This window comes from Marinimicrobium sp. LS-A18 (assembly GCF_000463525.1).
In the GTDB taxonomy this organism is placed as follows: domain Bacteria; phylum Pseudomonadota; class Gammaproteobacteria; order Pseudomonadales; family Cellvibrionaceae; genus Marinimicrobium; species Marinimicrobium koreense.
In genome coordinates this window covers 92,504-115,790 of the sequence record NZ_AWEP01000005.1, presented here as the reverse complement: position 1 = coordinate 115,790, position 23,287 = coordinate 92,504, and the positions used below count along the sequence as shown (strand labels likewise).

The following is a 23,287-nucleotide window of genomic DNA, read 5'->3' as shown; positions in this document are numbered from 1 at the left end:
AAGCTGGCTTATCGTTATGAAAATTGGCGCATTATTCATTTCGCCCGAGAAGTGGGAGGGCGAAGTAAGACCGGTCAACTTATAGTCATCCGATCTCTAAGTCTTAAAGTAAGACATGTATACAAGTATGTCAATAGCCTTGACTGTGACTTATTGGGCAGTGCGAACGGGGAAATTGGCAGATTTCGTGATGCGTGGCACAAACCGGAGAAACAATAAAAGGATCAGGCGCCAACCCCTTAAGTTCAATTTGACAATATGTAGGTGCGGTAGTTAACTCCAGAAGACGCCTACGGATCGGCGGTACCCAATAGCGCTTGATAACCCGTTCTAATAATCAACAATCAGCGCTATTCACTTAAGTTGTTATTGAGTCGAACCTCCGTCGGTGAGCAGGCGTTTTCTTGCATTCATTTGCAACACTCCACATGCCAATAATGACTTGAAACAGGAGTTCGAAAATGACCCACTTACTACACAGAAAACTGATGTTGGGGGCGGCGTTATTTGTATCCGCCCAGGCGGCGCAGGCCATAACCTCCGGCTCCGCCGAGGCCACCTTGAATGTCGATAACCAGTGGGGCTCTGGCTACTGTGCCAGCGTCACCATCGACAATAATGGCGGTAGTGCCATCACGGACTGGACCGTCGGCCTGGATCTTAATGGCAGTAGCATCAACAACCTCTGGAACGGCAACCTGAGCGGAACCTCAGTGACTCCCGCTGCTCATAACGCCACCATTCAGGCGGGTAACAGCACCGGCTTCGGCTTCTGCGCCAACGGTGGCAGCATTGCGGAGTTGGCCTCCCTTGATGTGGCAGGGGGCGATGGATCGAGCAGCAGCTCCAGCTCCGACAGCTCCAGTAGTTCAAGCAGTTCCAGCAGCTCCGATGCCGGCGGTGACAACAGCGTGACCGTGCGCATGAGTGGCGTAACCGGCGACGAAAGCGTCAGCCTCGAAATTGGTGGCCAGACGATCGAAACCTGGACGTTGAGTGTCGGCATGCTCGATTACACCGTGAGCACCAACGCCACCGGTGAGCTTCGCGTGGCCTTTACCAATGATGAAGGTGATCGTGACGTGCAGGTGGATTACGTGATCGTCAACGGCGTCACCTACCAGGCGGAAGACCAACAGGACAACACCGGCGCCTGGGACGGAGAATGTGGTGCGGGCTCCTATTCGGAAATGCTGCACTGCAACGGCTCCATCGGTTTCGGCAATCCGTTTGATGGCAGCAGCTCGTCCTCCAGTTCCAGCAGCTCTTCCAGCTCAAGCAGCGACCCGAATCCCGGCAACCCGGACTTCCCGCCCTTCCACGTGGGCAACATCACCACCAACGGCCAGGTCCGCTCCGACTTCATGCAGTACTGGGATCAGATCACCCCGGAAAACGAAGGCAAGTGGGGCTCGGTCGAAGGCACGCGCGATCAGTACAACTGGGGTCCGCTCGATGCCATCTATGACTTTGCTCGCGCCAATGGCATTCCGGTCAAAGCTCACGTACTGGTGTGGGGCAGTCAGCGTCCCGGCTGGATTGATAGCCTGAGCCCGGCGGAACAACGCGCGGAAATCGAAGAGTGGATCAGCGACTACTGTGATCGCTACCCCGATACCGAAATGATCGACGTGGTGAACGAAGCACTGCCCTCGCACGCACCGGCCAACTACGCCGAGAGCGCCTTTGGCAGCGACTGGATCACCGAATCGTTCCGCCTTGCCCGTGAGCACTGCCCGAACGCGGTTCTGATCTATAACGACTTCAACTTCATGACCTGGGACACCGACGCGATCATCGATATGATCCGCCCGGCCGTGAACTCCGGTTATGTGGATGCGCTGGGTCTGCAAGCCCACGGCCTGTACAACCCGCGCGTCTGGACCGGTCCGGAAATTGAAGCCAAACTGGATCAGATTTCTGAACTCGGTCTGCCACTGTACATCTCCGAGTACGACATTCAGGAGTCCAACGACCAGTTGCAGCTCGAGTATATGCAGACGCACTTCCCGATCTTTTACAACCATCCCAATGTGGTTGGTATTACCCTGTGGGGTTATATCGTGGGCGCCACCTGGCGCGAAGGCACCGGCCTGATGACCAGTAGTGGTCAACAGCGCCCGGCCATGCAGTGGTTGATGGAGTACCTGAACCGCTAAGCTGTACCCAGGTTGTCGAGAGAAAAGGATTTCTCTCGTGTCTTGACGAGGACCCACGAATCCTCAGATCCCCTGCCTCACAACTTGTCTCTCTTCGTTAAAAACTGACACGTCTCTAATCCGCCGGCTGATACACTGCGTACCAGAAAGCACCTTTATATTCTGGATAACGCTTATGGGCTATCGCCACGCGGGCCAACATCTGATGTCCGCTCTTGCCTTCCTTGGGCTGTTCATCGCTCTGGCACTACCCAATCGTTTTGACTGGATATCGCCCTCGGCTTTTGTCCTGTTGCCCCTGGAGTTCATGGTCATCGGCTTGGTGCTTCTGTTGCCGGGACGCGCCGGCCGGGCTTTCAAGGGAGTGTTGGCGCTACTGCTGGGGCTCGCCATTCTGTTGCGTGGCGCCGACCTGGTGACCCACGAAATTTTTGCCCGCCGGTTTAATCTTCTGTTTGATCTGCATTTGCTGGCCGATGGCAGTCGGCTGTTGAACGGTGTGCTGGGCCCGTTTGCATCGCCGGCGATTGGTTTGGCAATGCTGTTGGCCAGTGCGCTATTGTGCGCTGCGGCGTTCCTGTTGCTGGGGCGCATTCAGGCGGTTCTGTGGGCCTCCCGGCCCGTCGCGGGTAGCGTGTTACTGGCGCTACTGCTGATTTGGGTGGGCGCCAAAAGCGCGGGGTGGTCTCGGGCCCAGGCTTTTGCCTGGGATCAGTTGGTGCTGCATGGGAAGGATACCGTCGAGAGTATTTGGGATATTCGCGCGTTTGCTCAAACGGTCGGCGATGATCCACTGGCCAGCCGTCCGGGTCACTCACTTTTCGCAAGTCTGCAAGGTAAGGATGTATTGATCGTATTTGCCGAATCTTACGGTCGCGCTCTGCTTGAGCGAGAGCCTTTCGCGCCGTCGATTACCGCAAAACTGGCGTCGGCCGAACGTGCCCTCACGGCTGAGGGAATGCAGATGCGCAGTGCTTTTCTGACGGCCCCGACCGTGGGCGGGCTGAGCTGGCTGTCCCACGCCTCGCTGCTATCCGGTGCCTGGATCGACAGTGAAACCCGTTATAAAAGTCTGATGGTCAGTGGTCGGCCCACACTCAACCGACTGTTTCGTCGGGCCGGCTGGCGCACCGTTGCGGCCATGCCGGCCATCAGCATGGCCTGGCCTGAAGGTGACTACTACGGTTACGACCAGATCTATCACGCAAACAATTTTGGCTACCGTGGCGAGCCGTTCAACTGGGTCACCATGCCCGATCAGTACGTCTGGTCCGCGCTTCATCGGCGCGAACTAGAGGGCGAGAAAAGGTCGCCGGTCATGGCGGAACTCGCACTGATTTCCTCCCACGCGCCCTGGACGCCGGTGGCGGAACTGGTGCCCTGGGGGCAGGTCGGTGACGGGCGGATCTTCAATCCGCAGGCACGCTCCGGTCCCAGCCCGGAGCAGGTGTGGAGCGAAGTGGACTCGATTCGCGATCACTATAGGCGTTCCATTGAATACATGCTGGATGTACTGGTGTCGTACGTGCGGGAATACGGCCATGACGATCTTGTATTGCTGGTACTGGGCGATCATCCAGCGGCGCCCATGGTGTCCGGAGACCCTGACGACAGACAGGTTCCGGTACACCTGATTGCCCGTGATCCAACGGTGATAAAGGCCATAGCGCACTGGCAGTGGCAGCCGGGCCTGCTTCCCAATGCGGATGCACCAGTATGGCGTATGGACCGTCTGCGAGATCGCTTTGTCGAGGCATTTTCCGAAAACCATGAGGGAGTGGAGTGATGACCGGTGTTGAATGGCGAGAACGTTTGGGGCTGTGGCGATCGCTGTTGATGTACTACGGTATCCCCGGGCGGCAGGCCCGGATGCGACGCTGTTACGGCCAGTTCATTCGGCCCGGTGATCTGTGTTTTGAAATCGGCGCTCACGTGGGCAATCGTGTGCGAGCCTGGCGCTCACTGGGCGCAAGTGTCGTGGCGGTGGAGCCGCAGCCGCTGTTGATGCAGACCTTGAAGCACCGCTACGGGAAGGACTCGGCGGTCACCCTGTTGGAGCAGGCCATTGGCGCCGAGCCGGGGCAGGCCACACTGCACATCAGCAGCCGCACACCGACGGTCACCACGCTATCCGAAGACTGGATCGCCCAGGTAAAGCGGGATCCGTCGTTCCAGTCGGTCCACTGGGACCGGCAGGTTACCGTTCCGGTCACTACGCTTGATGCCCTGATCGCCGAGCACGGTGAGCCGCAGTTTTGCAAGATTGACGTTGAAGGCTTTGAATTGTCGGTGCTACAGGGGTTGTCTCGCCCCCTGGCGGCGCTGTCGTTTGAGTACATTCCCGCTGCCATTGAAGCCGCTGTGAGCTGCATCGAACGTCTGGAAACCCTGGGATGCTATGAGTACAACCTGGCGCCGGGGGAGAGCCATCGCCTGCGTTTTGAGCGCTGGCTGACGCCGGAGGCGATGGCGAACGAGCTGCGGACGTCCCGTGAGGGCAGCGGTGATGTCTATGCTCGGCAATTGGCCGGGTAAGCGGTCAGGCGGGGAGCACCAGAACGTCCGTGTGACCGACGGTGCAGGTGCCGGTCGCCGCTCGGGACTGGCGAAAGCGTACCCACTCGGCCAGTGCTTCGGTATCCAACCCCGCGCTGTCCGCCACGGCGCTGGCGATACCGGAAATCAGGTCCGACACCAGGGGCTGATCCGCACCGTCCAACTCCCATGGGCTGTCGGCCGCGTGGGTTTGAAAGCCCTGCAAAGTAAACACATCCTGAATGACATGGCCCGACGTCGGCCCCAGTGCCGGGCCAAAGCCCTTATCGCGACGCTGGTCCCGATTGAACGCATCAAGCACTACATCATCCAGCGGGTGAGCGGGCGTCCACCGGGTCGTGCCGTCGTAGTTCAGTGCGCTATACAGCCCGACCGGACGGTGCTCGTTTTCAAGTTTCAGCCGTTCGGCCAACTGGTGAACGAAGTCAGCGGATACCAGGTCGAACAGGGCCGACGCCGTGATCAGTCCGGCGCCGGCCAGAGGCAGGCTATCCACGCTGGAAAGGTTCGTGATGCACGTCTCCAGTGAATGACTGCGCGCGTGACGTCCTTGTGCTTCTTCCAGCAGCGCCTCGTCGAGATCCACGAGTCGCCAGTTGAATTCGCCTGAGTCGTCCAGGGCGCGCAACGTCGATCCTGTGCCGGCCCCGAGATCCACCGCAAGCGGCGTCTGTTCACGCAGCCAGGCGAGCGCCTGTGCCCGCTGGCCGGGGTCCCGGGCGCGGCGGTCGGCGTCTTCGCGCCGGTTGAGCCAATCGATACTGAAACCACTCATGACAGTTGTGTGTCCTCAATCAGGCGAGCAACAAGGTCTCCGGTGTCCGCCCAGGTGGGCAGGGATTTGGCCGCACGGCGGGCGCCGGCCTGCAGTTGCCTGCGCCGGCTTTCGTTGACCAGTAATTCACGCAGCGTCTCGGCCAGCGCGTTGACATCGTCGGGCGGAACCAGCACGCCGGCGGTGTCCGGCACCACATCGGGCACGGCGCCCGCTCGCGCGGCCACCACCGGCAGCCCGGCCGCGAGCGCTTCGGCAAACACCATGCCGTAGCCTTCGTAGCGCGAAGGCAGTACGAAAAGATCCGCGTTACAGAATTCCGGCTCCAGTTCGCTCAACGCCCCTACGAACGCAATACGTTGCTGTAATTGCTGCCGGTTCATTTGCTGGCGTAATAACTCGCTCCAGTCGGGATCGAACTCTCCGCCGCCCACAAAGCGTGCCTGCCAGGGCAGGTCGGTGAGCTGGGCCAGTGCGTCAATCAGTATGTCGTGGCCTTTGCGGCGGGTGAGCGTCGCAACCGTGAGCAACTGCGCAGGGGTGCCTTCGCAAGGTGCGAACGGCGTCGGGTCGGTACCCGGCAGTGCCACCGTTACCCGCTCGGCGGGCAGCCCAAATTGCTCGATCAGCGTCTGCCGGGTGGTGGGGCTTGTCACCAGTACCGCGCGCGCCGCATTCAGTGCTCGCTGCTCCGAGCGGTGAAAGCGTTGACGCTGCGCCTCGTCCAATCCCGACTCCAGCGCCAGAGGATGGTGGCACAGGGCGATGAGTCGCAGGCGGTGTTGCTCGGCCACCGCGAGGTCGTCGAGCGCACCGAACGCCAGCCCATCGACCATCACCACCGCGCCGTCTGGCAGCGCAGTCAGTGCCTGGCGGGCCTCCTGGCGTGCGTGATCATCGGGGTAAGGGAATTGGGCCGACAGCCCGATGGTTTCAACGGCGATGCCGTTGCGCCGCAGCTCCCGGATCAGGCGTCGATCGTACTGATAGCCGCCGGTCAAGGTATCGAGCGTTCCGGGATAGATGAAGTAAAGCGTCTGAATGTTCACGGTTGATTTGATCCGTTCCCGGCAGGGGGGCGTAGTAAGTGAATAATCGGCTTGGGTCGAGCTTGCGATTGGGCGTGACCGGGCCTACCATCAATTTGTCATAACAGCATTCCGAGGGCGTAATGTCCAGACCAGAAGTGTCTCGTATGACCTGTACCCGCATTCCCACGCAATACGGGGACTTCCAGTTGTGCTATTACGCCAACACGCACGACGATAAAGAGCATCTCGCGTTCTACAAAGGCGATATCGCCGATTCGGATTCGGTTTTGGTGCGGGTTCACTCCGAATGTTTCACCGGCGATGTGATGGGTTCGCGGCGCTGCGACTGCGGTGAACAGCTCGACCGATCCATGGCCATGGTGGCCAAGGCGGGAGAAGGCGTGGTTCTGTACATGCGCCAGGAGGGGCGCGGCATCGGCTTGTTGGACAAACTGCGTGCTTACAATTTGCAGGACCAGGGTTTCGATACGGTTGACGCCAACCTGATGTTGGGCCATGAAGCCGATCAGCGGGACTACACCCTGGCCGCATTGATGCTGGAGGACCTGGGAGTCAACTCGGTGCGGCTGATGACCAACAACCCGGCCAAAATTCGTGCGCTGGAAGCGGCGGGTATTCGTGTCACCGAGCGGGTGTCGCTGGCGGTGGATGCCAACACGGATAACGCCCACTACCTGTTAACCAAGGCCCAGCGTATGGACCATTTACTGCCGCTCAAGTCGGCCAGCAATCAGTGAGCCTATGACCTTCAACCAAGACCTTGAACAGTGGCTGGTGAGTGAACAGCGCCACTTTCACCAAGCGTCGAATAACGCCAAGGCGCGGCGGCCTCATGTCACCCTGACCTATGCCCAGAGTTGGGACGGAAGCATTGCGTCCGACCCGGGTACACCCATGGCGCTAAGCGGTGATGAGAGCCTGCGCATGACGCATCAGTTGCGCAGTTTGCACGACGGTATTTTAGTGGGCATCGGCACGGTGCTGGCGGATGACCCGAGGCTTAATGTGCGCAAGTGGAGTGGCCGCGATCCGCAGCCCATTGTGTTGGATAGCCATCTGCGTATGCCACCTTCCAGCCGCTTATGCCAACGCGGCGATCACGGCTGTTGGGTGCTGACCACGGTCGCCTCGGCCGACAATCGCCACGACTGCGAACCCATCGTGGTACCCGGCGATGAAGAGGGCCATGTCAATCTGCACGAAGCGCTTCAGTTGCTTTATCAACGGGGCATCAACACGCTGATGGTGGAAGGCGGCGCTTCGGTGATCACCGCCTTTTTACGTGAAGGGTTGGCCGACGCCGTTGTGCTCACCGTGGCGCCCGTTTTTATCGGCGGCTACAATGCCATTGGTTCGTCGAAAGAGGGCGATAGAGGATTGCCGCGCATCGTGGCGTTGCATAGCCACCAGTTGGATGATGAGTTGGTTGTCTGGGGTCGCCTGGATTACGCCGATCAAGTGAACCAGGCTCAGGCTTCAGAACAAACGGTCGACGCCTGCTCTGTTGCCAAGATCCTCAACGGAGCGACCTGATGGCGGCAGCCCCTGATGGATCCGCATCTCAGCTCTGGTTTACCGCACCCTTTCAGGTCGAAGTGCGGAAGCAGGCGCTGGCTGTTCCCTCGCCCGGAACCGTCCTGGTCAGAACACATTATTCCGCGGTAAGCGCCGGTACCGAATTGTTGCTCTATCGAGGCCAGTTGCCCGGTGATATGGCCCTCGACAGCACCCTGGAATCACTTCAGCCCTCATCCCAGTACCCGCTCCAGTACGGGTATGCCTGCGTGGGTGAAGTCACTCACCTGGGCGAAGGTGTGGATGCGAACTGGCTGGGTCAGCGAGTGTTTTCTTTTCAGCCCCATGTCAGCCACTTTGTCGCTCAACCCGAGCAACTGATCGCCATTCCCGACGATGTGAGTCTGCAGGCAGCGGTATTTCTCCCCAACATGGAAACGGCCGTCAACCTGATTCAGGATGGCCAGCCGATGATTGGAGAGAAGGTTGTCGTGGTGGGGCAGGGCGTCGTGGGCCTGTTGGTATCGTCGCTGCTCGCACAGCACCCTCTGGCGTCACTCGCCGCGGTGGAAGGTCAGCCGACCCGGCAGAAACTGGCCGAGCAGTTGGGTGTGCAGAGTGTGGTGACGCCCGAGCAATTGAATTCTACACCTGTTGGGAATGCCGCATTGAAGGACGCGGATCTGATTTATGAAATCAGCGGACACCCCGACGCACTGAACCTTGCAATTGCCTTGAGCGGCTATGCCAGCCGCATCGTGATCGGGAGCTGGTATGGCACCAAGCCGGTGTCGGTGGAGTTGGGCGGCGAGGCGCATCGCAACCGCCTGCAAATGATCACCAGTCAGGTCAGCACCCTCGCGCCGTCGCTGACTGGACGCTGGGACAAGCAGCGCCGGTTTGATGTGGCCTGGGAAATGATCCGACGCGTCGACCCCACCCGGTTGATCACGCACACCGTACCGCTGCAGGAAGCGGGCACTCTATATCAACAATTGCACGACGCGACCGATGGCGTGGTGCAGACACTGTTTCACTATCCGGAGTAACAGGACGCCTATGTATACCGTTGCCGTCACCCAGGACTTTATTGCCAATCACTACCTGATCGGTGGCGATTGGGGCGATGAAAACAACCCTCACGCGCATCACTATGTGTTGGAGGTGCGCATTGAAAGCGAGGAGCTCAATCAGCATGGCTATCTGGTCGATATCGTTGAGATCGAAGCCGCGCTGAACGACGTGGTGAGCTACTTTCGGGACAGCATGCTCAATGACAAGCCAGAGTTTGAAGGGCTCAATCCGAGCATCGAGCACTTCAGCCGCATTCTGACCGAGAAACTGCTCGCGGGAATCACGCCCCCGGGCACGGGCGCCATGACCGTAAAGTTGTGGGAAAACGACCGTTGCTGGGCGGCCTATCGCCGCTCATTCGGCTGATACCCGCTCGGCGGTCAGCCCGGGCCGCTGAAAGCTCCAGAGGCACGCCAGACCAATCAGCAGCACGGTGGCGTCGCGCAGCCGTATCAGGGCAATCAGGCCCACGGCGACACTGATGGGAATTCCGAGCAGTTGAAAAGACCACAGCAGGGACGCTTCAATGGTGCCTATTCCGCCGGGTACCGGCAGCAGCATGGCCAGGCGCATGCTCACCATGATCAGTACCACATCCATGAGCGAGGGCGACACGCCGAGCAGGCGTAGCAGCATCACCAACTCAAGCAACAGCGCTGCCCAGCCCAACAGCGACAGCAGCAGCGCCCACCACAGCCGGGATTTGTGTTGTGCCATCGCCTCGCGCAACAGCCTAACCAGTGCTTGCCAGGCGCCCTGATTACGATCGGTTTGCCAGCGACGGGTAAGCGGCTGAAAACGCTGTGCCAACCAGTCCGGGTGGCGCAGTACCACCGCGACCGATACCAGCATGAGTGCGAGCACACCGCCCAGAATGGCCAACACCTGCAACCATTCCCGGGTTGGCACCAGTGCCGTGCCCAGCAGGATCAGCACACCCCCCAAAAGCACGGCGATATTGGTCGCGGTTTCCATGAAGCGGTCCATTCCCAGCATCGCTATTGCTCGGTGCATGGGAGTGGCGGCGTCCCGGTTCAGCCAATACAGCTGCAGGGGTTCGCCGCCAAAGTGGGGGCCGGGCGTTAAAAAACTGACCGCGCTGCCTGCCTGGCGCAGACGAAACAAGAGCGCAAACGACAAGGGTGTGCGCAACGCCTGTCCCAACACTTGCCAGCGTTTGACGGCAATCGACAGAATGGCCACGTTGAGCAGCATCCAGACCGACCAATCCTCCGCCCCCAGCGCACCGACCTGGGTCGCAATGGCGTTCAACGGCAGCTTGGACAGTGTCCAGCCGGCCAGTCCCAGCGCCAGAAACCAGAGCAACAACGTAAGTCCGTAGCGGCGCATCATGATGTGTGCTCTCCAAGCCGACCACTGACATGCAGCCAGTCCCGGATAAAGCCGATCAGCAACGGCGTCATGACCACGGCACCGGCCACCTGGCTCGGAAACGGCGGGACAGGAGGCCAGAGCACGATCGCCACCAGCGCCATCTGCAGCCCCGCCAGGTAGCGACGCATACGGCTCGGCGGTAGCGGGTATACGGGGCGTTCGCGTTGACGGCGCCAGTAAATGCCCCATTGAAACAGGTAATAAGCCAGGCTCACCAACAGATAGCTCGCGTGCAGCTTGCCGTGCATCACCGCCAATATGGGCGCGACGACCAGCCCCAGGGCATCGAGCTCGGTGTCCAGTTCGGCGCCCAGGCGGGTGGTGTGATCTTGGCGACGTGCCAGGTAGCCGTCGAGACCATCGCCGAGGGCGGCGGCGGTATAGAACAGCGCGGGCAGGTACCAGCCAACGGTGGGAAGGCTGTCCGAGGGCAGCACCACAAAACCCGCGGTGGCGGCAATCAGCAAACCGCGGGCCAGCGTGGTGTGGTTGCCGGCACCCAACCGGTTAAACAGGGGGACATCCATCGCTCCTCGATTGAGGTGCAGGCGCCGATAGCATTGCCACCCTACCAGGCTCCACACAACGACAACGACGGCAAACCAGCGCAAGGCCTCGGCGGTACCGGTCACCCCGGCCAGTACCAGTGCGCCCGCCATCAACAGCAACCCACCGGCCAATAACCAGCGACGAGCGTCGCGCGTCAGTGACGGCGGCAAAAGCTCTGGCGTGGAGTGGGGATCGGTTGATTCCGTCATAAAAACATCGGGTACCGTCAGCGCAGAAAAAAGGGGCAGGGTGTCGCGACCGACACACGCTGGCGAGTATACGTGCTGAATCCAGTTCAGGACCAGTGACGTTGATCTGGATGGGTGAGGCACCCGTACCTAAGCCCATGCACTCACCACAGTAGGTCCGGGGCTGACGGGTAGGACGATGACCATGCTTCACAGACGATGCGAACGCGGTTTGCGACAGCTGGCTGCGTTGCTGTCACTGGCCCTTATGCCGATTCAGTTGTCCGCTGAACAACTCTTGGCAGCGGAAGAATCACAAGCGTTCAGTGAGCAGTGGCTGCAGTCAAAGGCCCGTTCCCTAGCCGCTCGCCCCCACCAATCCCGGGAGCTGGCCGACGACCATCCGCTGCGCGCGCTCAGCTACGACGAGTATCGGCAAATCGCTTTTGATCCCGAGCGGGCCATCTGGCGAGAGGACGCGTTGCCGTTTCAGCTGCAACTGTTTCATCCGGGGTTCCTGCACACCACACCGGTTGACGTTCACCTGGTTCGCAACGGGCAAGCCCGACGCCTCTCGTTTACACCCCAGGTATTCGATTACCGGGACAGCCCCGTGAATTCCGAACTGGTGGACGCGAACGGCTATGCGGGCTTTCGTGTGCACCACCCCCTTAACACTGACGAGTATCACGATGAGTTCCTGGTATTTCTGGGCGCCAGCTATTTCCGGGCGGTCGGCAAGAATCAGTGGTACGGTCTGTCGGCCCGAGGGCTGGCCGTCAACACGGTGGGCGAGGGTGATGAAGAATTCCCGAACTTTACCGACTTCTGGATTGAGCAGCCGGACCCGACGGCGGGTGCCCTTATCCTGCACGCCCTGTTGGATAGCCCTTCGGTCACCGGTGCTTATCGTTTCACCGTGATGCCGGGCGAGACAACCCGGATGGAGGTGGATGCCAGGTTGTACCCCCGGCGAACAATCCCGCGCATTGGCGTTGCGCCGCTGACGTCCATGTTTCTCTTCAATAGTAGCAATCGCGCGGGCTTTGATGATTTTCGGGACGCTGTGCACGACTCGGATGGTTTGCGAATTCTGCAGGCCAACGGGGAGGCGGTGTGGCGTCCGCTGATTAACCCGTCGCAGGTTCAGGTGTCCTCGTTCGGCGCTACCGATACGTCCCCGGCGGGCTTTGGGTTGCTTCAGCGACGCCAGCGGTTTGAGCAGTTCAATGATGCCGAAGCCCGTTACGATAAGCGCCCGTCGCTCTGGATCGAACCCCTTGGGAATTGGGGACCGGGGCGCGTCGAGCTGCTGGAGATTCCGACCGAAGTCGAGTATCACGATAATGTTGTGGCCTACTGGCAACCGAGCGGTGGCCTCAAGGCCGGGGAGTCGTACCGGTTCCGCTATCGCATGCACTGGGGTGCCGGTTCACCCGAGGCGCCCAAGCAGGGGCGGGTGGTCAACACGGCTGCCGGTCAAGCGCTGGATAGTGACGAGCGGGTATTCGTCATTGACTATCGCGACGGGGCGCAGTCGTTTCCCGCCGATCCCGAGGCGGTGCGCATCCGTGCCACAACCAGTACCGGTGTGATCACCGACGTGCGCGGCCAAGTGTTGGAGGCCAACGGAGATTACCGGGTATCCCTCATGTTTGATCCCGATGGTGCACCGCTGGCTGAATTACGGGTGACGCTCGAAGTCGATGGCGACCCCTGGGGTGAAACCTGGTTGTATCGGTGGACACCGTGAGTGCCGCGCTGCCAAACATGCCGCCGCTGGCACCTTTGGCCATGCCCAGACAAGTGCTTTTGCAGGCGCCCATTGACCGTGGCGTTAATGAGGGACCCCGGTCAATACCTCACCCGGCTCGCTGGCTGACCTTCGGCGGCAGTCTGATGATGACGCTGGCGGCCAGCCATCAAATGATGCTGACGTTGCCACTCAACGAATCGTTGACGCCTATCGTGAATGCGCAGCTCTGGCTTTGGGTGGTGTTGTTTGCCTTCACTTTCCAGTGGATTGCCCTATCCGCTACTACGGCGGTTACCGGGCTGTTCGCGGTGTTGTCTCGCCCCGCCCGCCGACGGGCCGACCCCGGTGCGGCGCTACGCGGAAAAACCGCACTGGTCATGCCCATCTATAACGAAGATACCGATCGGCTCTTTGCCACGCTCGCCGCCATGGGTGAGGATCTCAAGCGCGAGGGATTGCACAGACACTTTGACATCGTGGTGCTCTCTGACTCCAGCACACCGGCACAGTGCGCCAGTGAGAGGGCGGCCATTGCACGACTGCGCGCCTACCTCTCCGATACGCTTCCGGTCTGGTATCGCCGTCGCGCTAAAAACACCGAGCGCAAGGCCGGGAACATTCGTGATTTTGTGCAGCGTTGGGGGCGCCATTATGACTACATGGTGGTGCTCGATGCCGACAGCCTCATGAGCGGTCAGGTTCTGGGCACACTGGTGCGGGAAATGGAGGCGGACCCCACCGTCGGTATTGTGCAGACGTTACCGCGTCTGTGTGGCGGTGAAACGCTCTACGCCCGACTGCAACAGTTTGCGGGCTTTGCCTATGGTGGCGTGTTCGCTCAAGGTCTGTGTGCCTGGCAGGGCGACGATGGAAACTATTGGGGCCACAACGCCATCATTCGCGTCACCGCGTTCGCTCAGGCGGCAGGCTTGCCAACGCTGGCGGGGCCGGCACCCTTTGGGGGTGAAATTCGCTCCCACGATTTTGTCGAAGCCGCACTGATTCGCCGGGCCGGCTGGACGGTGCGCATGCTGCCGGACTTGAACGGCACCTGGGAAGAGTGCCCGCCCACCCTGTGGGACGCCGCCGTTCGCGACCGCCGGTGGGCGCAGGGCAATGTACAACATCTGGCGGTGCTGACGGCCAAAGGTTTGCGGTGGCCCAGTCGGGTGCACTTTCTCATGGGCGTGATGAACTACCTGGCGTCCCTGTTGTGGCTGGCCATGTTGCTGCTCGGGGTGGCTGTGACCGCGCAGTTGGCCGGCCCGGAGGGCAGCGTTGCGGAAGTGTGGTCGGGAGTCGATGCCCAACGAATGATGGCCGTGGTGTTGTTCTCTGCCGTATTGCTGTTATTGCCCAAGTGGCTCGGCGCCCTGCTCGCAGTGGCGAATCGGCGTCAGCCGGCGGGCACAGGACGGGTTCGCTTCTGTGTGAGCGCGCTGTTAGAGCTGGTCGTCACGGTTCTGCTGACGCCCATCCTCATGATCATCCACAGTCGCCACCTGTGGGAGATTGCCCGGGGTAAAGACTCGGGCTGGTCGACGCAGCGTCGTCAACACACGGGCCCGCATTGGCAGCGTCGCCTCGCCCGATATGGCGCCCTCAGTCTGATAGGAGCGGCTTTGATGCCGCTGTTGTTCTGGCTGTCTCCCAGCCTCATGCTGTGGATGCTGCCCATAGGCCTCGGCTTGAGCCTGGCGGTACCGATCACCGCGCTGGTGGATAGCCCGGCTGTGGGGCAATGGTTGAAACGGCACCAGTACCTGATCATTCCGGAAGAGTCGGCCCAACCCGACATAATGCGCCGTCGTGAGACGCTTCTCGCGCGGATTTTCGAGAGGTAACCAGTGCAAATTTGCCCGGAAGCTCTATAGTACGGAGATGGCCAGCGGCACAATGGCCGGAACTGATCAACTCAATATGAGGAGATTGACCATGAAACATTTGAGTCTCTTGGCACTGGTGTGGTTGGGTGCCCTGTCGGCGGCCGTATCGGCCGATGAGCGTCCGGCCCAGATTTACCTGAACGAAAACCTGGGGTTTAACATTGAAGGCTATAACTACGCCCAGGACGAACTGCCCTGTGAGATCGAGCAAAGTCTGGTAAGCAGCATTCTTGAACGGGCCGAGCAGCAGGGCCTGGTCATGCAGGCCGTCAGCACCGCCGACAAAATTAAGGTTGGCGATATCCCCGTGTTGGCGATCGACATCGAGGGCCTGGCGCTGGGCAGCGAGGAATTCACTTTTGGCATGAAATCCAACTCCAAGCTGCCCGCAGTCAAGGTCACCGCGGCGTTGATTCACGCCACCGCGCCCAACAGCGTGGTTACGGCCAGCCACAGCTGCGGCTTTGCCTCACTCAGGGATTTCACGCCCAGCAGCAACGTGCTGGACATGGGGACCGCCTACACTGTCTGTTCGGCCACCCAAAGATGCCTGAAGGACCTGAGCAAGGACATTGTTGAGTGGTTGGTGCCATTGCTGTGACCGAGCTGTAGCCTCTGGCTGACTTACGAAGTGACCGGAAAAAGCCCGTAACGTTGTTGTTTATTGAGGTTCGCGTGCCTCCCATTGGCGAATAATGTCCCGAGCATACCGGCCAGAGGCGGTGTAGTCCTTCTCGGACCAGTCGCCCTCGGGGCTGGCGCCGACGACCAGCGCGGATGCACCTTCCTCTTTGTCGTTCAGTGCCCAGTTGGCGTGACTGATATTGTGTTCCTTGAAGAAGTCCATCCAGATTTCGGTTTGCGCTTTCGCAACATCACCATCGCCGTTGGCATTTACGGTGCCCCACTCTGTCGCGAACAGGGGCAACCCTTTATCAAGGGCGTCGCGGGCTTTGTCCCTCAGAGATTCGGTGTGGGTACCCGCGTAGAAGTGCAGGGCATAGGCGATGTTCTGAAAACCGGTAATGGGGCTTTCGGCCGCGACGTCCACATCCTGTGACCAGTTGGGCGTGCCCATCACAATCAGGTTGTCCGGATCGACGGCGCGGATGGCTTCAATGACCTGTACCGCATAGGGCTTGAGGGTATCGGTCCAGGAGACATCCAGCGGCTCGTTGTAGATTTCATAAATGACGTTCGGATGCTCGCCGTATTCCTCGGCCATTTTCGTGAAGAAAGCCACCGCGCTGTCCGGGTGATCTTCTGCGTGGTGACTGTGCCAGTCGATGATGACATACAGGTCATTGGTAATGGCCGCGTCCACCACTGTGCGAATCTTGGTCAGGTTACTCTCAGGTGACTCCAGATAACCACCGGGGGTTTCTATGCCCATGGCGGCGCGAACCAGCTCGGCATTCCAGTCTTCTGCCACCGTCTTAACCGCGCCCGCGGTATAGAACTTGTCCCCGCCCCAGCCGTCGTTACTCCAGAACAGGCTGGGCCCCGCGATGCTGCCGGTGGAGCCGCCGATCAGCACCTGATTGCCTTTTGTGGTGAGAGGGGCGACATCCGCTAAAGCGCTCAGCGAAAATAGGGAAAGCAGCAAGGCTGCCAGTACGGGCTTGAGGTTCAGCATCGGGAATCTCCTTCGGAGCGATTATTATTGGAAGGCAATAGGGAGAGCATGATGGGGATCATGCTCTTTTATCATCAGTGAATATAAAGTTTTATATAAAAACCGCGTTGAGGTTACCGCACCTTCCACAAAAAGCCAAGCGCCGACTCTCAGCTCGCTTCCTGCATCGGCAAGTGATAGAAACGGCGGGTTTCCGCAACCATCTCCGCTTCGGTCATTTCCTGGGCGGGTTTGGACTCTCTGACCCGGCCGGTAAAGCGGTCGTGTTCTTTCAGGTAGTGCAACAGCTCTTTACGGGCTTCCCCCGACCCGATCAGGTACAGGTCGTCGGCGCGAGCGATCGCTTTACCCACGGCCTCGTAAAAGCGGGTGAGCGCATGCCGGTACTCCCGGTCCCGGTGATCTTCGGCAACCACCGATTGATGTGCCCAGGGCTCACGCTGGTGCGAGCCACCGGACGTTCTTGAGGGTTTTTCGGTTTGGGACGCAATGGTTGTAGTGGACGGTTCACCGTCAGTAAGAATCACCACAATCGCATTGCGGTGATCAATCCAGACACCTGCATGGGTACGCATAAGTCACCTCCTTTGACCGAACAGAAGGGGCTGTCCGGTACCCCAAAGAATAGGTGATTCCCGGGGCCGGAACTAAGACTGTTGTGGTATAACCTGCCGTCTGTTTAGCAGGTTTCACAGATGCTATGGTAGGACTTGTTAACCGTTATCGGGAATCTCCGGTTCCACCAGCTTGGCCAGCTGTTCCAACGATTCCTGCCACCCCAGATAGCACATCTCCTCCGGAATCACCGAGGGGATGCCCTCCTGAACAATGTGAATTTCGGTGCCGCAAGAGACCGCTTTCAGGTCGACGGTCACCATCATCTCCCCGGGCAGGTTCTCATCATCAAAGCGGTCGGTATGCCGGATGCGCTCATTGGGCACCAGCTCCACATATTCGACGGTAAACGAGTGGCTGCTACCTGTGCCAAAGTTGGTAAACGACATCCGGTAGCCGCCACCCACCTTGGCGTCTATTTCATGGACTTTGCCGGTAAAACCGTAGGGCGCGATCCAGTATTCCAGGCCGTCTCTACTGGTAAAGGCCTTATACACCCGCTCGGCGGGGGCGCGCAGAACGCGGTGCAGTCGGACGGTGCCGGTGTTGGCTGACATATTAATCCTCCAAAAGTTGAACTGTGGGTCCGGTAAAGAGGCCCGTTGCTGAAGTAAAGCAGAAAATCCGGGGGTTGGGGCCCGAATCTCCCTACTCCTGTTCAACTGGTCGGTTGGGCCATGACAGAATCGACAGTTGATCGTCAGAAAGGCTTTATGTGCCAAAGTTCTCCAGGGTATCCCATCCCACACTATAGCTTTTGCTTATGGACTCAAGAGCTGCGCTGGCGTGCCGATAGCGTGGGACTACCGTCAAATGGAGCTCCCTGATGTTCAATCGCCGCCTGAAACAGGAATTCGAAGCGCAGCGCGCAGAGTTGGCAATGCTGCGGCAACTGACCGAGCAGATGGATCGGGGCATGCTGTCCATCACGCTGGATGCGGACTTCTGCATCTCGGCCGTAAACCAGGGCTTTGCCGATGCGCTCGGCTACCGGAAAGATCAGCTGCTGGGGCGTCCGATGTCGGAGATTGTGCCGCCCTATGTGCCAAAGCTGGCCTGTTTCCGTAACTTTAATCAGGCCGTTGCCAGGTTCGAGCCCGTCAGTGATGACTACCGTTACTTGCGGGGCGATGGTGGCCCTTTGGTCTGGCTGAACGTTCAATGGTTTCCGGTACGAGGGGCGGATGGCTCTCTTGCCTACGTACAAGGCTATGCCCGCGACGTCACCCAATCCGTAGAAGGTGCAAAAGAAAGCGAGGCTTTCATTGATGCGCTGATCCGCTCGACCGCCGTCATTCAGTTCAACCTGGATGGCATCATTATCACCGCAAACGAGCAATTTCTGCAGGCCATGGGCTACCGGCTTGAGCAGATCGTTGGCCAGCACCACCGGATATTCTGCACCCCGGAGGAGGCCGGCTCGCCCGAATACGTTGCATTCTGGGAAAAGCTTAACAGCGGGCAGTACGTCGCGGATCGCTTTAAGCGGATCGACAGCCGTGGCGCCGAGGTGTGGCTTGAAGCCACCTACAATCCGGTTTATGACGCCGAGGGCAACCTCTCAAAGGTCGTGAAATTTGCCAATGTGGTCACTGACGAGGTGGCACGGGAAGCCCAGGTCCGAGAGGGCGCAAGCGTTGCCTATGACGTTTCACAGCAGACCGATGTGAGCGCCCAAAGAGGCACTACCGTCGTCAAGAAGACCGTTGAAACCATGCAGCAGATAGCCGCACAAATGCAGGCGGCGACCAAAAGCATTGAGGCGCTGGGTGAACAGTCCCTGCAAATCAACGCCATCGTGCAAACCATCGGCGGCATTGCAGAGCAGACCAATCTATTGGCGTTGAACGCCGCTATTGAGGCCGCCAGGGCCGGCGAACAGGGGCGTGGGTTCGCCGTGGTGGCCGACGAGGTAAGGCAGTTGGCCGCCCGCACCAGCAACGCCACAGAAGAAATCGTGAGCGTCGTCGAGAAAAACCAGACGCTCTCAGATGAGGTCAAACGCCAGATGTTCAGCTCGCGAGAGGAGGCCGAACAGGGCCTGGATCTGGCGAACCAGGCCGGCGCCGTGATTGTGGAAATTCAGGAAGGCGCCAAACAGGTGGTAGACGCGGTGGAGCGTTTTGCCAACCGTTTGTAATAGCGGAAGGCTTAGCGCTTTCTAAAACGCTCGCGTAGGCGCCTCAGTGCCTTTTTGCTCACCTGCTCCTCTGGGGTCGGCCAATCTACCTTCCGGGTTTCGCACTTGACGATGCCGTGCGTTCCCAGGCGAAGGCGCCACCGCTGAGCTGCGGAATAGCCTTGGCTGAGTTCCGTCGTCACCAGCAAAAGATCGTAATCATGCTGCTTATCGATGGGGTGAGCCTCAACGCCGGAGGCCGGATCATCCTTGTCAGCCCAGGTGAACACCTTGTTCCGGGTCGCCTGGATCAATGAGCAGAGCTCTTCGCAATCCACGCTGAGTCGTTCCTGAATCTGATTTTCAACCAGCGCGGCCTTATCCAGGTTCAACATTGACCGGAAGCAGATGATCTGGCGCTCTTCATTGGCAGCCCAGGTACTGGAGTGGTCCAGAATCGGCTGCGGCAAGTCGGGCCGTTTGCGATAGTCCAACCATACATTCTGCAAGGCGAGCAGCTTATTGGTGTAGGGCATCAGCAAGCGAATTTTCCAGCGAGGCCTGCCTTTTCGCAACCAACCGGTGAGGCGCGTGATCATGTCATCGCGCAGCAAGTCCCGGAGCGCATAGGTCAGCGCAATGGCAAGCAGCAGCGCCAGAGACAGCTGCTGACTGTTGGCGCGGGTATTGAATAGAAAATAGGTGAACAACGACATCACAAGCATCGTCGTGATGGCCTTGACCAACTTTCGTGTTCCGGAGCCCAGCTCGCTCACCTTGGAGCGCAGCACGACCGGGAACTCCAGCAATCTCAAATACAGGCTCATCCGGTTCCAGAGCCGGGTGGGGCTACCACCGAAATCCGGCTCGTACTTCATCTCGCGCCGGTAGCGGTACTCCTGCTCCAGAAACTCCCCGATGGACTGCTTCAGCTCATGATCGAGTCCCGAGAACCCCTCCATGGCCATACACTCGAGCAGGAACTGTTCCGCGTGCCAAGAAAAATAAACGTCCACCAGCCGAAAGTAACGATGATGGCTATCTTGCTCCGGGCTGGATTTCCGTAGCCGCCGGGCGAAGTTCTGGATCAACCGAAGGGCGCGCTTTACCGGCTCGTCCGCCAGCTCCGAGGTCAGAATCTGTTGGCGCAGGTGGTCGATGGACGCTCGATACTGAAACAGCCAGGACCCATATTGAATCTCATAGTGTGGTGACAGCAGCGTGAACGAGCTGCCGGACTTTCCCGCTCGGCTGCTGTCCGGGTGCCCCAGAAGGCGAAAACGATGTTCCAGCGCCTTGAAAAAGAATTGCTGCTCAGACAGCGTCCACTCAGAAAATCGCTCGTCATAGGGCGTAAACAGATAGAGTTCGACTCTGTACTTCCCCGGCCGCTTCAACGCACGAGTAAACTGCAGACGGTAATCGCCTTTGCGTCTTAATGAGAACACGACATCCCCGCTAGTTGTTTTCCGTCCCCCAGCTATTGAGCCAACCATGGACCTCGCTGGCATCCACCAACTTACCCTGGGCTGCTGACTCCATGGCCTTCAACGTCTGGTTCCAGCGCTCTTGCTCACGCTGCTGCCTTTCGATGTACTCCGATAGCGCCTTATTGATCACCCAGCCTTTGCTCCGGTGGAGCTTGTTGGCGATGGCTTCCAGGTGCTGTTCCACTTCCGCCTGAAGGCGAACGGTAGTGACACTCATAACAGTACCCTCAAGTAGTGTGAATACAATGTATTACACTATAGTCATAGTGGATGTGGCAAGCGGGCCCTTTATTGCTAAATTGAGGTCCTTGCCGAACCCAAAGACCCGTATGATCTATGGTTGTGATTCCTTGAGAAGTGGGCCTAGACTGTAGGTTCTTGGGGGCCTCGGAGATTCGTCATGCCCTTGAAAACCACTTCAGTCAGACCTGAAGATGAAACCCAGAAGCGAGCAGGACAACCTGACGCCGAAGCTGCAGAAAGCCCTGAAGATGATAGTAGAGAGGTGGTCAGATGAAAAGTGAGCTATTCGATGAGTTGCTGGCCAGTGCGCAGGAAATGGACGAGATCGTTCATGGCAACGAAGCTGCAACTCGAATAACCGAGCGCCCGGATCCAGAGGTGAAGCTTAACGGGAATAACCGGGACTGCCCCGGGGGCGATTCCTGAGTGCGGATCCCCTGCGAGCCACACAGACACTCCTCGATTACTGGCGATCCAGACTTTCTTGCATAGAGCGAAGCATACTCTCTCCTTGGGTCAGTTGACCTTTACAGCGGGTCGGCAATTCCCAGCCTGTTGTTCCCCACGTGTCACCTGCGCTACGCATACACCTCCCATCTCCGAGGTCTACCCAGGTTCTGTCGGAGGCATCCTGCCAACTGTGAAGCTCGGACTGCCCTGTGTTGCGCAAGCGTTCGCGCCTTGTCCGGGCGTCTCTGATCCGTCCCCTGAGGCCCGGGTGAAACACATTGCCGGGGGATGACTCGCTGGTGTCGGGTAGGGGGTATTGATTGATATCCAGAGCGTGAATGTCGATCCGGGGTTTGTCCGTGGTAACTTCTTCTGTTGATGCCGTGGTTGTGTTTTCAGGGGGTGGGGGCAGCTCTGATGTGATGGGCTCTTCGACCGCCGGGGGCTCATGCTCCGGCGCGGTTTCTGTCGTTGCAGTGTCTGTCACGGCGGTACTGACAGTAATGCTCAGGTTCGGCTCGGGAGCTATCGGTTTCACATCTTTTGGCTGGGGCGTCCATAGTGTCAGCAGAATGGCGTGCACTAGCAGCGAGGCCAGTAAGGTCAACCACAGAGTCTTTCTGGCGCCTTGGCGCGCAGGTTTATCTTCGCTTAAAGTGCCAGCCTGGGTCAGGGAAGCCAGATGCAGAGGGCAAAAATCCTTTACCGGTAGATATTGATCCATATAACGACTTGCATGATGGTCTGTCCTTCACGGACTGGCAGGTGGTGTGAAAGTTCCCCCGAGGGCATAGTGGCGACACGGGGGATCCACGCAAGAGGATCGAACCGTCCTGAAATTCCCGGCCAGTGGATTAACGGCCGGTCAACGGCGGAAGAACATCGCGATAAGCGACAGGACCAGGCTCACCAGAATCATCGTGGTAATGGGAAAGAAGAAGGTATAGCCGGGTCGCTCAATCACAATATCGCCCGGCAACCGGCCCAACGGCAGATGTTTCAACCAAGGCCAGGCCAGAGCGACCAGAATCAACAGAATGCCGATGATCAGTAGAGTGCGTTGCATAGCGCCTCCCGCCTTTAGAGTGAGGATCTGGAAATCTCCTGAAGACAAACTTCTGGCCAGCTATCTCGCCATCAACCGTAGGGTGTTCATAACCAGAGTCGCCCCTTTCTCCTCGGTGACCATTCCTGGTAGTAGGTTAGCGAATGCCCCCAGGTTCAACAGGTGGTTAGAACGTTCTTTGAGGTAGCCTTTCAGCTCGGCATTTAATTCGTCCATGAACTCCACTGCCAGCCGGGGTCGGTACTCCAACACAAACACAATATCTTCGATGTCTTTGTGCGCCACATCGTTGTTGCCTCGCTGCTGCCAAGCATTGAATTTTGTCGCAAGGAAGTACAGAGGAGCAACCACCCGAATATCGGTTTGATTGGGCAAAGTTACCCTGTTAGACGCTTCAAACGCGGCGGGATACCACGGGTTGGCAAACCCGAGTACGTCGGCTTCAGTCGGCATGACATCCACAACGAGTTTTCCACCTTCAGAGTCTAAAGTCCAACGGCAAAGGGGGCCGCCTCCACCAATAGCGTCGTGCATGTCCTCCCTGAATCCTTTCCCACGAATTTTTTCTGCGAACCGGTAATAATCCTGAGTGACGGCAGCTTCAATGACAAAGTCTACGTCCTCGGTCATGCGGGCTTCAGGTTGTGCCGCTTCTTCAACCAACAGAGGGGTGGCGCAACCGCCGACGAACACGACTTCCTCGACAAGTTCTTCAAGAGCGTTGGCGATCACCATAATCATTTCGATGCTTCTAACGGCCATG

Annotated in this window: 21 protein-coding genes and 3 pseudogenes; 13 read left to right on the top strand and 11 right to left on the bottom strand. The window is 58.9% G+C overall.

The genetic code is table 11. From position 1 onward, the window contains the following. Window positions 1-461: 461 nt before the first annotated feature. From N645_RS18530 to N645_RS0108380, 4 genes and pseudogenes are all read left to right on the top strand, one after another. Window positions 462-812, top strand: a pseudogene (locus N645_RS18530) (cellulose binding domain-containing protein); the annotation flags it as partial. A gap of 21 nt (window positions 813-833) precedes the next feature. Further along, a pseudogene (locus tag N645_RS0108390) lies at window positions 834-2,159 on the top strand (endo-1,4-beta-xylanase); the annotation flags it as partial. 175 nt (window positions 2,160-2,334) lie between these two features. Next, window positions 2,335-3,945, top strand: a complete 1,611-nt coding sequence (locus N645_RS16800; protein WP_051174375.1) for a hypothetical protein — start codon at window positions 2,335-2,337, stop codon at window positions 3,943-3,945. Continuing rightward, window positions 3,945-4,694, top strand: coding sequence for an FkbM family methyltransferase (locus N645_RS0108380; RefSeq protein ID WP_024461059.1), 750 nt, complete (start codon window positions 3,945-3,947; stop codon window positions 4,692-4,694). Before N645_RS16800 ends, N645_RS0108380 begins: the two co-directional genes overlap by 1 nt. A gap of 4 nt (window positions 4,695-4,698) precedes the next feature. On the opposite strand, the gene N645_RS0108375 is transcribed toward N645_RS0108380, so the two are convergent. Then, on the bottom strand, window positions 4,699-5,490 hold the full coding sequence (locus N645_RS0108375; protein WP_024461058.1) for a class I SAM-dependent methyltransferase: 792 nt from the start codon (window positions 5,488-5,490) through the stop codon (window positions 4,699-4,701). Then, a complete protein-coding gene (locus N645_RS0108370) occupies window positions 5,487-6,539 on the bottom strand; it encodes a glycosyltransferase family 4 protein (RefSeq protein WP_024461057.1) in 1,053 nt (350 codons plus the stop codon). The genes N645_RS0108375 and N645_RS0108370 overlap by 4 nt, the downstream gene beginning before the upstream one ends. Window positions 6,540-6,685: 146 nt before the next feature. On the opposite strand from N645_RS0108370, the gene ribA reads away from it, so the two are divergent. From ribA to N645_RS0108350, 4 genes are read left to right on the top strand one after another with little or no spacing between them, the layout of a single operon-like run. Beyond that, window positions 6,686-7,279: a GTP cyclohydrolase II gene (gene ribA, locus N645_RS0108365; RefSeq protein WP_024461056.1), complete on the top strand. Its 594-nt coding sequence runs from the start codon at window positions 6,686-6,688 to the stop codon at window positions 7,277-7,279. Window positions 7,280-7,283: 4 nt separating this feature from the next. Next, the gene (locus tag N645_RS16795) at window positions 7,284-8,075 is read left to right on the top strand and encodes a RibD family protein (RefSeq protein WP_024461055.1); all 792 of its coding nucleotides are present in this window, start codon (window positions 7,284-7,286) and stop codon (window positions 8,073-8,075) included. Beyond that, on the top strand, window positions 8,075-9,106 hold the full coding sequence (locus tag N645_RS0108355) for a zinc-binding alcohol dehydrogenase (RefSeq protein WP_024461054.1): 1,032 nt from the start codon (window positions 8,075-8,077) through the stop codon (window positions 9,104-9,106). Before N645_RS16795 ends, N645_RS0108355 begins: the two co-directional genes overlap by 1 nt. A gap of 10 nt (window positions 9,107-9,116) precedes the next feature. Continuing rightward, window positions 9,117-9,497: a 6-carboxytetrahydropterin synthase gene (locus N645_RS0108350; RefSeq protein ID WP_024461053.1), complete on the top strand. Its 381-nt coding sequence runs from the start codon at window positions 9,117-9,119 to the stop codon at window positions 9,495-9,497. Here the strand turns inward: N645_RS0108350 and N645_RS0108345 are convergent. Both N645_RS0108345 and N645_RS0108340 read right to left on the bottom strand, forming a co-directional pair. Next, window positions 9,486-10,484, bottom strand: a complete 999-nt coding sequence (locus tag N645_RS0108345; RefSeq protein WP_024461052.1) for a lysylphosphatidylglycerol synthase transmembrane domain-containing protein — start codon at window positions 10,482-10,484, stop codon at window positions 9,486-9,488. The genes N645_RS0108350 and N645_RS0108345 overlap by 12 nt on opposite strands. Further along, window positions 10,481-11,284: a CDP-alcohol phosphatidyltransferase family protein gene (locus N645_RS0108340; RefSeq protein WP_024461051.1), complete on the bottom strand. Its 804-nt coding sequence runs from the start codon at window positions 11,282-11,284 to the stop codon at window positions 10,481-10,483. The genes N645_RS0108345 and N645_RS0108340 overlap by 4 nt, the downstream gene beginning before the upstream one ends. 184 nt (window positions 11,285-11,468) lie before the next feature. On the opposite strand from N645_RS0108340, the gene N645_RS0108335 reads away from it, so the two are divergent. The 3 genes from N645_RS0108335 (at window position 11,469) to N645_RS0108325 (ending at window position 15,506) form a co-directional block, all read left to right on the top strand. Then, window positions 11,469-13,016, top strand: a complete 1,548-nt coding sequence (locus tag N645_RS0108335) for a glucan biosynthesis protein (protein ID WP_024461050.1) — start codon at window positions 11,469-11,471, stop codon at window positions 13,014-13,016. Then, a complete protein-coding gene (gene mdoH / locus N645_RS0108330) occupies window positions 13,013-14,863 on the top strand; it encodes a glucans biosynthesis glucosyltransferase MdoH (protein WP_152521662.1) in 1,851 nt (616 codons plus the stop codon). The genes N645_RS0108335 and mdoH overlap by 4 nt, the downstream gene beginning before the upstream one ends. Before the next feature lie 91 nt (window positions 14,864-14,954). After that, window positions 14,955-15,506, top strand: a complete 552-nt coding sequence (locus tag N645_RS0108325) for a hypothetical protein (RefSeq protein WP_024461048.1) — start codon at window positions 14,955-14,957, stop codon at window positions 15,504-15,506. Window positions 15,507-15,566: 60 nt separating this feature from the next. Here N645_RS0108325 and N645_RS0108320 read toward each other — a convergent pair whose 3' ends face one another. The 3 genes from N645_RS0108320 to N645_RS0108310 form a co-directional block, all read right to left on the bottom strand. Further along, window positions 15,567-16,541: a glycoside hydrolase family 5 protein gene (locus N645_RS0108320; RefSeq protein WP_024461047.1), complete on the bottom strand. Its 975-nt coding sequence runs from the start codon at window positions 16,539-16,541 to the stop codon at window positions 15,567-15,569. Window positions 16,542-16,690: 149 nt separating this feature from the next. Continuing rightward, entirely contained in the window at window positions 16,691-17,116 is a 426-nt protein-coding gene (locus tag N645_RS0108315; RefSeq protein ID WP_024461046.1) for a hypothetical protein, read from the bottom strand. 138 nt (window positions 17,117-17,254) lie between these two features. After that, window positions 17,255-17,713, bottom strand: a complete 459-nt coding sequence (locus tag N645_RS0108310; RefSeq protein WP_024461045.1) for an SRPBCC family protein — start codon at window positions 17,711-17,713, stop codon at window positions 17,255-17,257. Between the two features lie 269 nt (window positions 17,714-17,982). On the opposite strand from N645_RS0108310, the pseudogene N645_RS18475 reads away from it, so the two are divergent. Beyond that, window positions 17,983-19,221 (top strand): annotated as a pseudogene (locus N645_RS18475) (methyl-accepting chemotaxis protein); the annotation flags it as partial. An 86-nt stretch (window positions 19,222-19,307) separates the two neighbouring features. On the opposite strand, the gene N645_RS0108300 reads toward N645_RS18475, so the two are convergent. Together N645_RS0108300 and N645_RS0108295 are read right to left on the bottom strand one after the other, a co-directional pair. Next, window positions 19,308-20,723 carry a hypothetical protein gene (locus tag N645_RS0108300; RefSeq protein ID WP_024461043.1) on the bottom strand — a complete coding sequence of 472 codons (1,416 nt, stop codon included), beginning with the start codon at window positions 20,721-20,723 and terminating at the stop codon, window positions 19,308-19,310. A 10-nt stretch (window positions 20,724-20,733) separates the two neighbouring features. Next, entirely contained in the window at window positions 20,734-20,982 is a 249-nt protein-coding gene (locus N645_RS0108295) for a CopG family ribbon-helix-helix protein (RefSeq protein ID WP_024461042.1), read from the bottom strand. A 296-nt stretch (window positions 20,983-21,278) separates the two neighbouring features. On the opposite strand from N645_RS0108295, the gene N645_RS18155 reads away from it, so the two are divergent. Further along, the gene (locus tag N645_RS18155; RefSeq protein WP_193744958.1) at window positions 21,279-21,434 is read left to right on the top strand and encodes a hypothetical protein; all 156 of its coding nucleotides are present in this window, start codon (window positions 21,279-21,281) and stop codon (window positions 21,432-21,434) included. A gap of 889 nt (window positions 21,435-22,323) precedes the next feature. Here N645_RS18155 and N645_RS0108280 read toward each other — a convergent pair. Beyond that, entirely contained in the window at window positions 22,324-22,524 is a 201-nt protein-coding gene (locus N645_RS0108280; protein ID WP_024461040.1) for a DUF2905 domain-containing protein, read from the bottom strand. A gap of 60 nt (window positions 22,525-22,584) precedes the next feature. Continuing rightward, window positions 22,585-23,286 (bottom strand): nucleotidyl transferase AbiEii/AbiGii toxin family protein, encoded by a 702-nt coding sequence (locus N645_RS0108275; protein ID WP_024461039.1) that lies wholly within the window; start codon window positions 23,284-23,286, stop codon window positions 22,585-22,587. Window position 23,287: the final 1 nt, after the last annotated feature.

Bases quoted from the DNA above. Each gene is read 5' to 3' on its own strand.
- N645_RS0108340 (WP_024461051.1), bottom strand. From the start codon at position 11,284: ATGACGGAATCAACCGATCCCCACTCCACGCCAGAGCTTTTGCCGCCG.
- N645_RS0108275 (WP_024461039.1), bottom strand. From the start codon at position 23,286: ATGGCCGTTAGAAGCATCGAAATGATTATGGTGATCGCCAACGCTCTT.
- N645_RS0108350 (WP_024461053.1), top strand. From the start codon at position 9,117: ATGTATACCGTTGCCGTCACCCAGGACTTTATTGCCAATCACTACCTG.
- N645_RS0108335 (WP_024461050.1), top strand. From the start codon at position 11,469: ATGCTTCACAGACGATGCGAACGCGGTTTGCGACAGCTGGCTGCGTTG.
- N645_RS0108375 (WP_024461058.1), bottom strand. From the start codon at position 5,490: ATGAGTGGTTTCAGTATCGATTGGCTCAACCGGCGCGAAGACGCCGAC.
- ribA (WP_024461056.1), top strand. From the start codon at position 6,686: ATGACCTGTACCCGCATTCCCACGCAATACGGGGACTTCCAGTTGTGC.
- N645_RS0108295 (WP_024461042.1), bottom strand. From the start codon at position 20,982: ATGAGTGTCACTACCGTTCGCCTTCAGGCGGAAGTGGAACAGCACCTG.
- N645_RS0108320 (WP_024461047.1), bottom strand. From the start codon at position 16,541: ATGCTGAACCTCAAGCCCGTACTGGCAGCCTTGCTGCTTTCCCTATTT.
- N645_RS18155 (WP_193744958.1), top strand. From the start codon at position 21,279: ATGAAAAGTGAGCTATTCGATGAGTTGCTGGCCAGTGCGCAGGAAATG.
- N645_RS0108345 (WP_024461052.1), bottom strand. From the start codon at position 10,484: ATGATGCGCCGCTACGGACTTACGTTGTTGCTCTGGTTTCTGGCGCTG.
- N645_RS0108325 (WP_024461048.1), top strand. From the start codon at position 14,955: ATGAAACATTTGAGTCTCTTGGCACTGGTGTGGTTGGGTGCCCTGTCG.
- N645_RS0108380 (WP_024461059.1), top strand. From the start codon at position 3,945: ATGACCGGTGTTGAATGGCGAGAACGTTTGGGGCTGTGGCGATCGCTG.
- N645_RS0108310 (WP_024461045.1), bottom strand. From the start codon at position 17,713: ATGTCAGCCAACACCGGCACCGTCCGACTGCACCGCGTTCTGCGCGCC.
- N645_RS16800 (WP_051174375.1), top strand. From the start codon at position 2,335: ATGGGCTATCGCCACGCGGGCCAACATCTGATGTCCGCTCTTGCCTTC.
- N645_RS0108315 (WP_024461046.1), bottom strand. From the start codon at position 17,116: ATGCGTACCCATGCAGGTGTCTGGATTGATCACCGCAATGCGATTGTG.
- N645_RS0108355 (WP_024461054.1), top strand. From the start codon at position 8,075: ATGGCGGCAGCCCCTGATGGATCCGCATCTCAGCTCTGGTTTACCGCA.
- N645_RS16795 (WP_024461055.1), top strand. From the start codon at position 7,284: ATGACCTTCAACCAAGACCTTGAACAGTGGCTGGTGAGTGAACAGCGC.
- N645_RS0108280 (WP_024461040.1), bottom strand. From the start codon at position 22,524: ATGCAACGCACTCTACTGATCATCGGCATTCTGTTGATTCTGGTCGCT.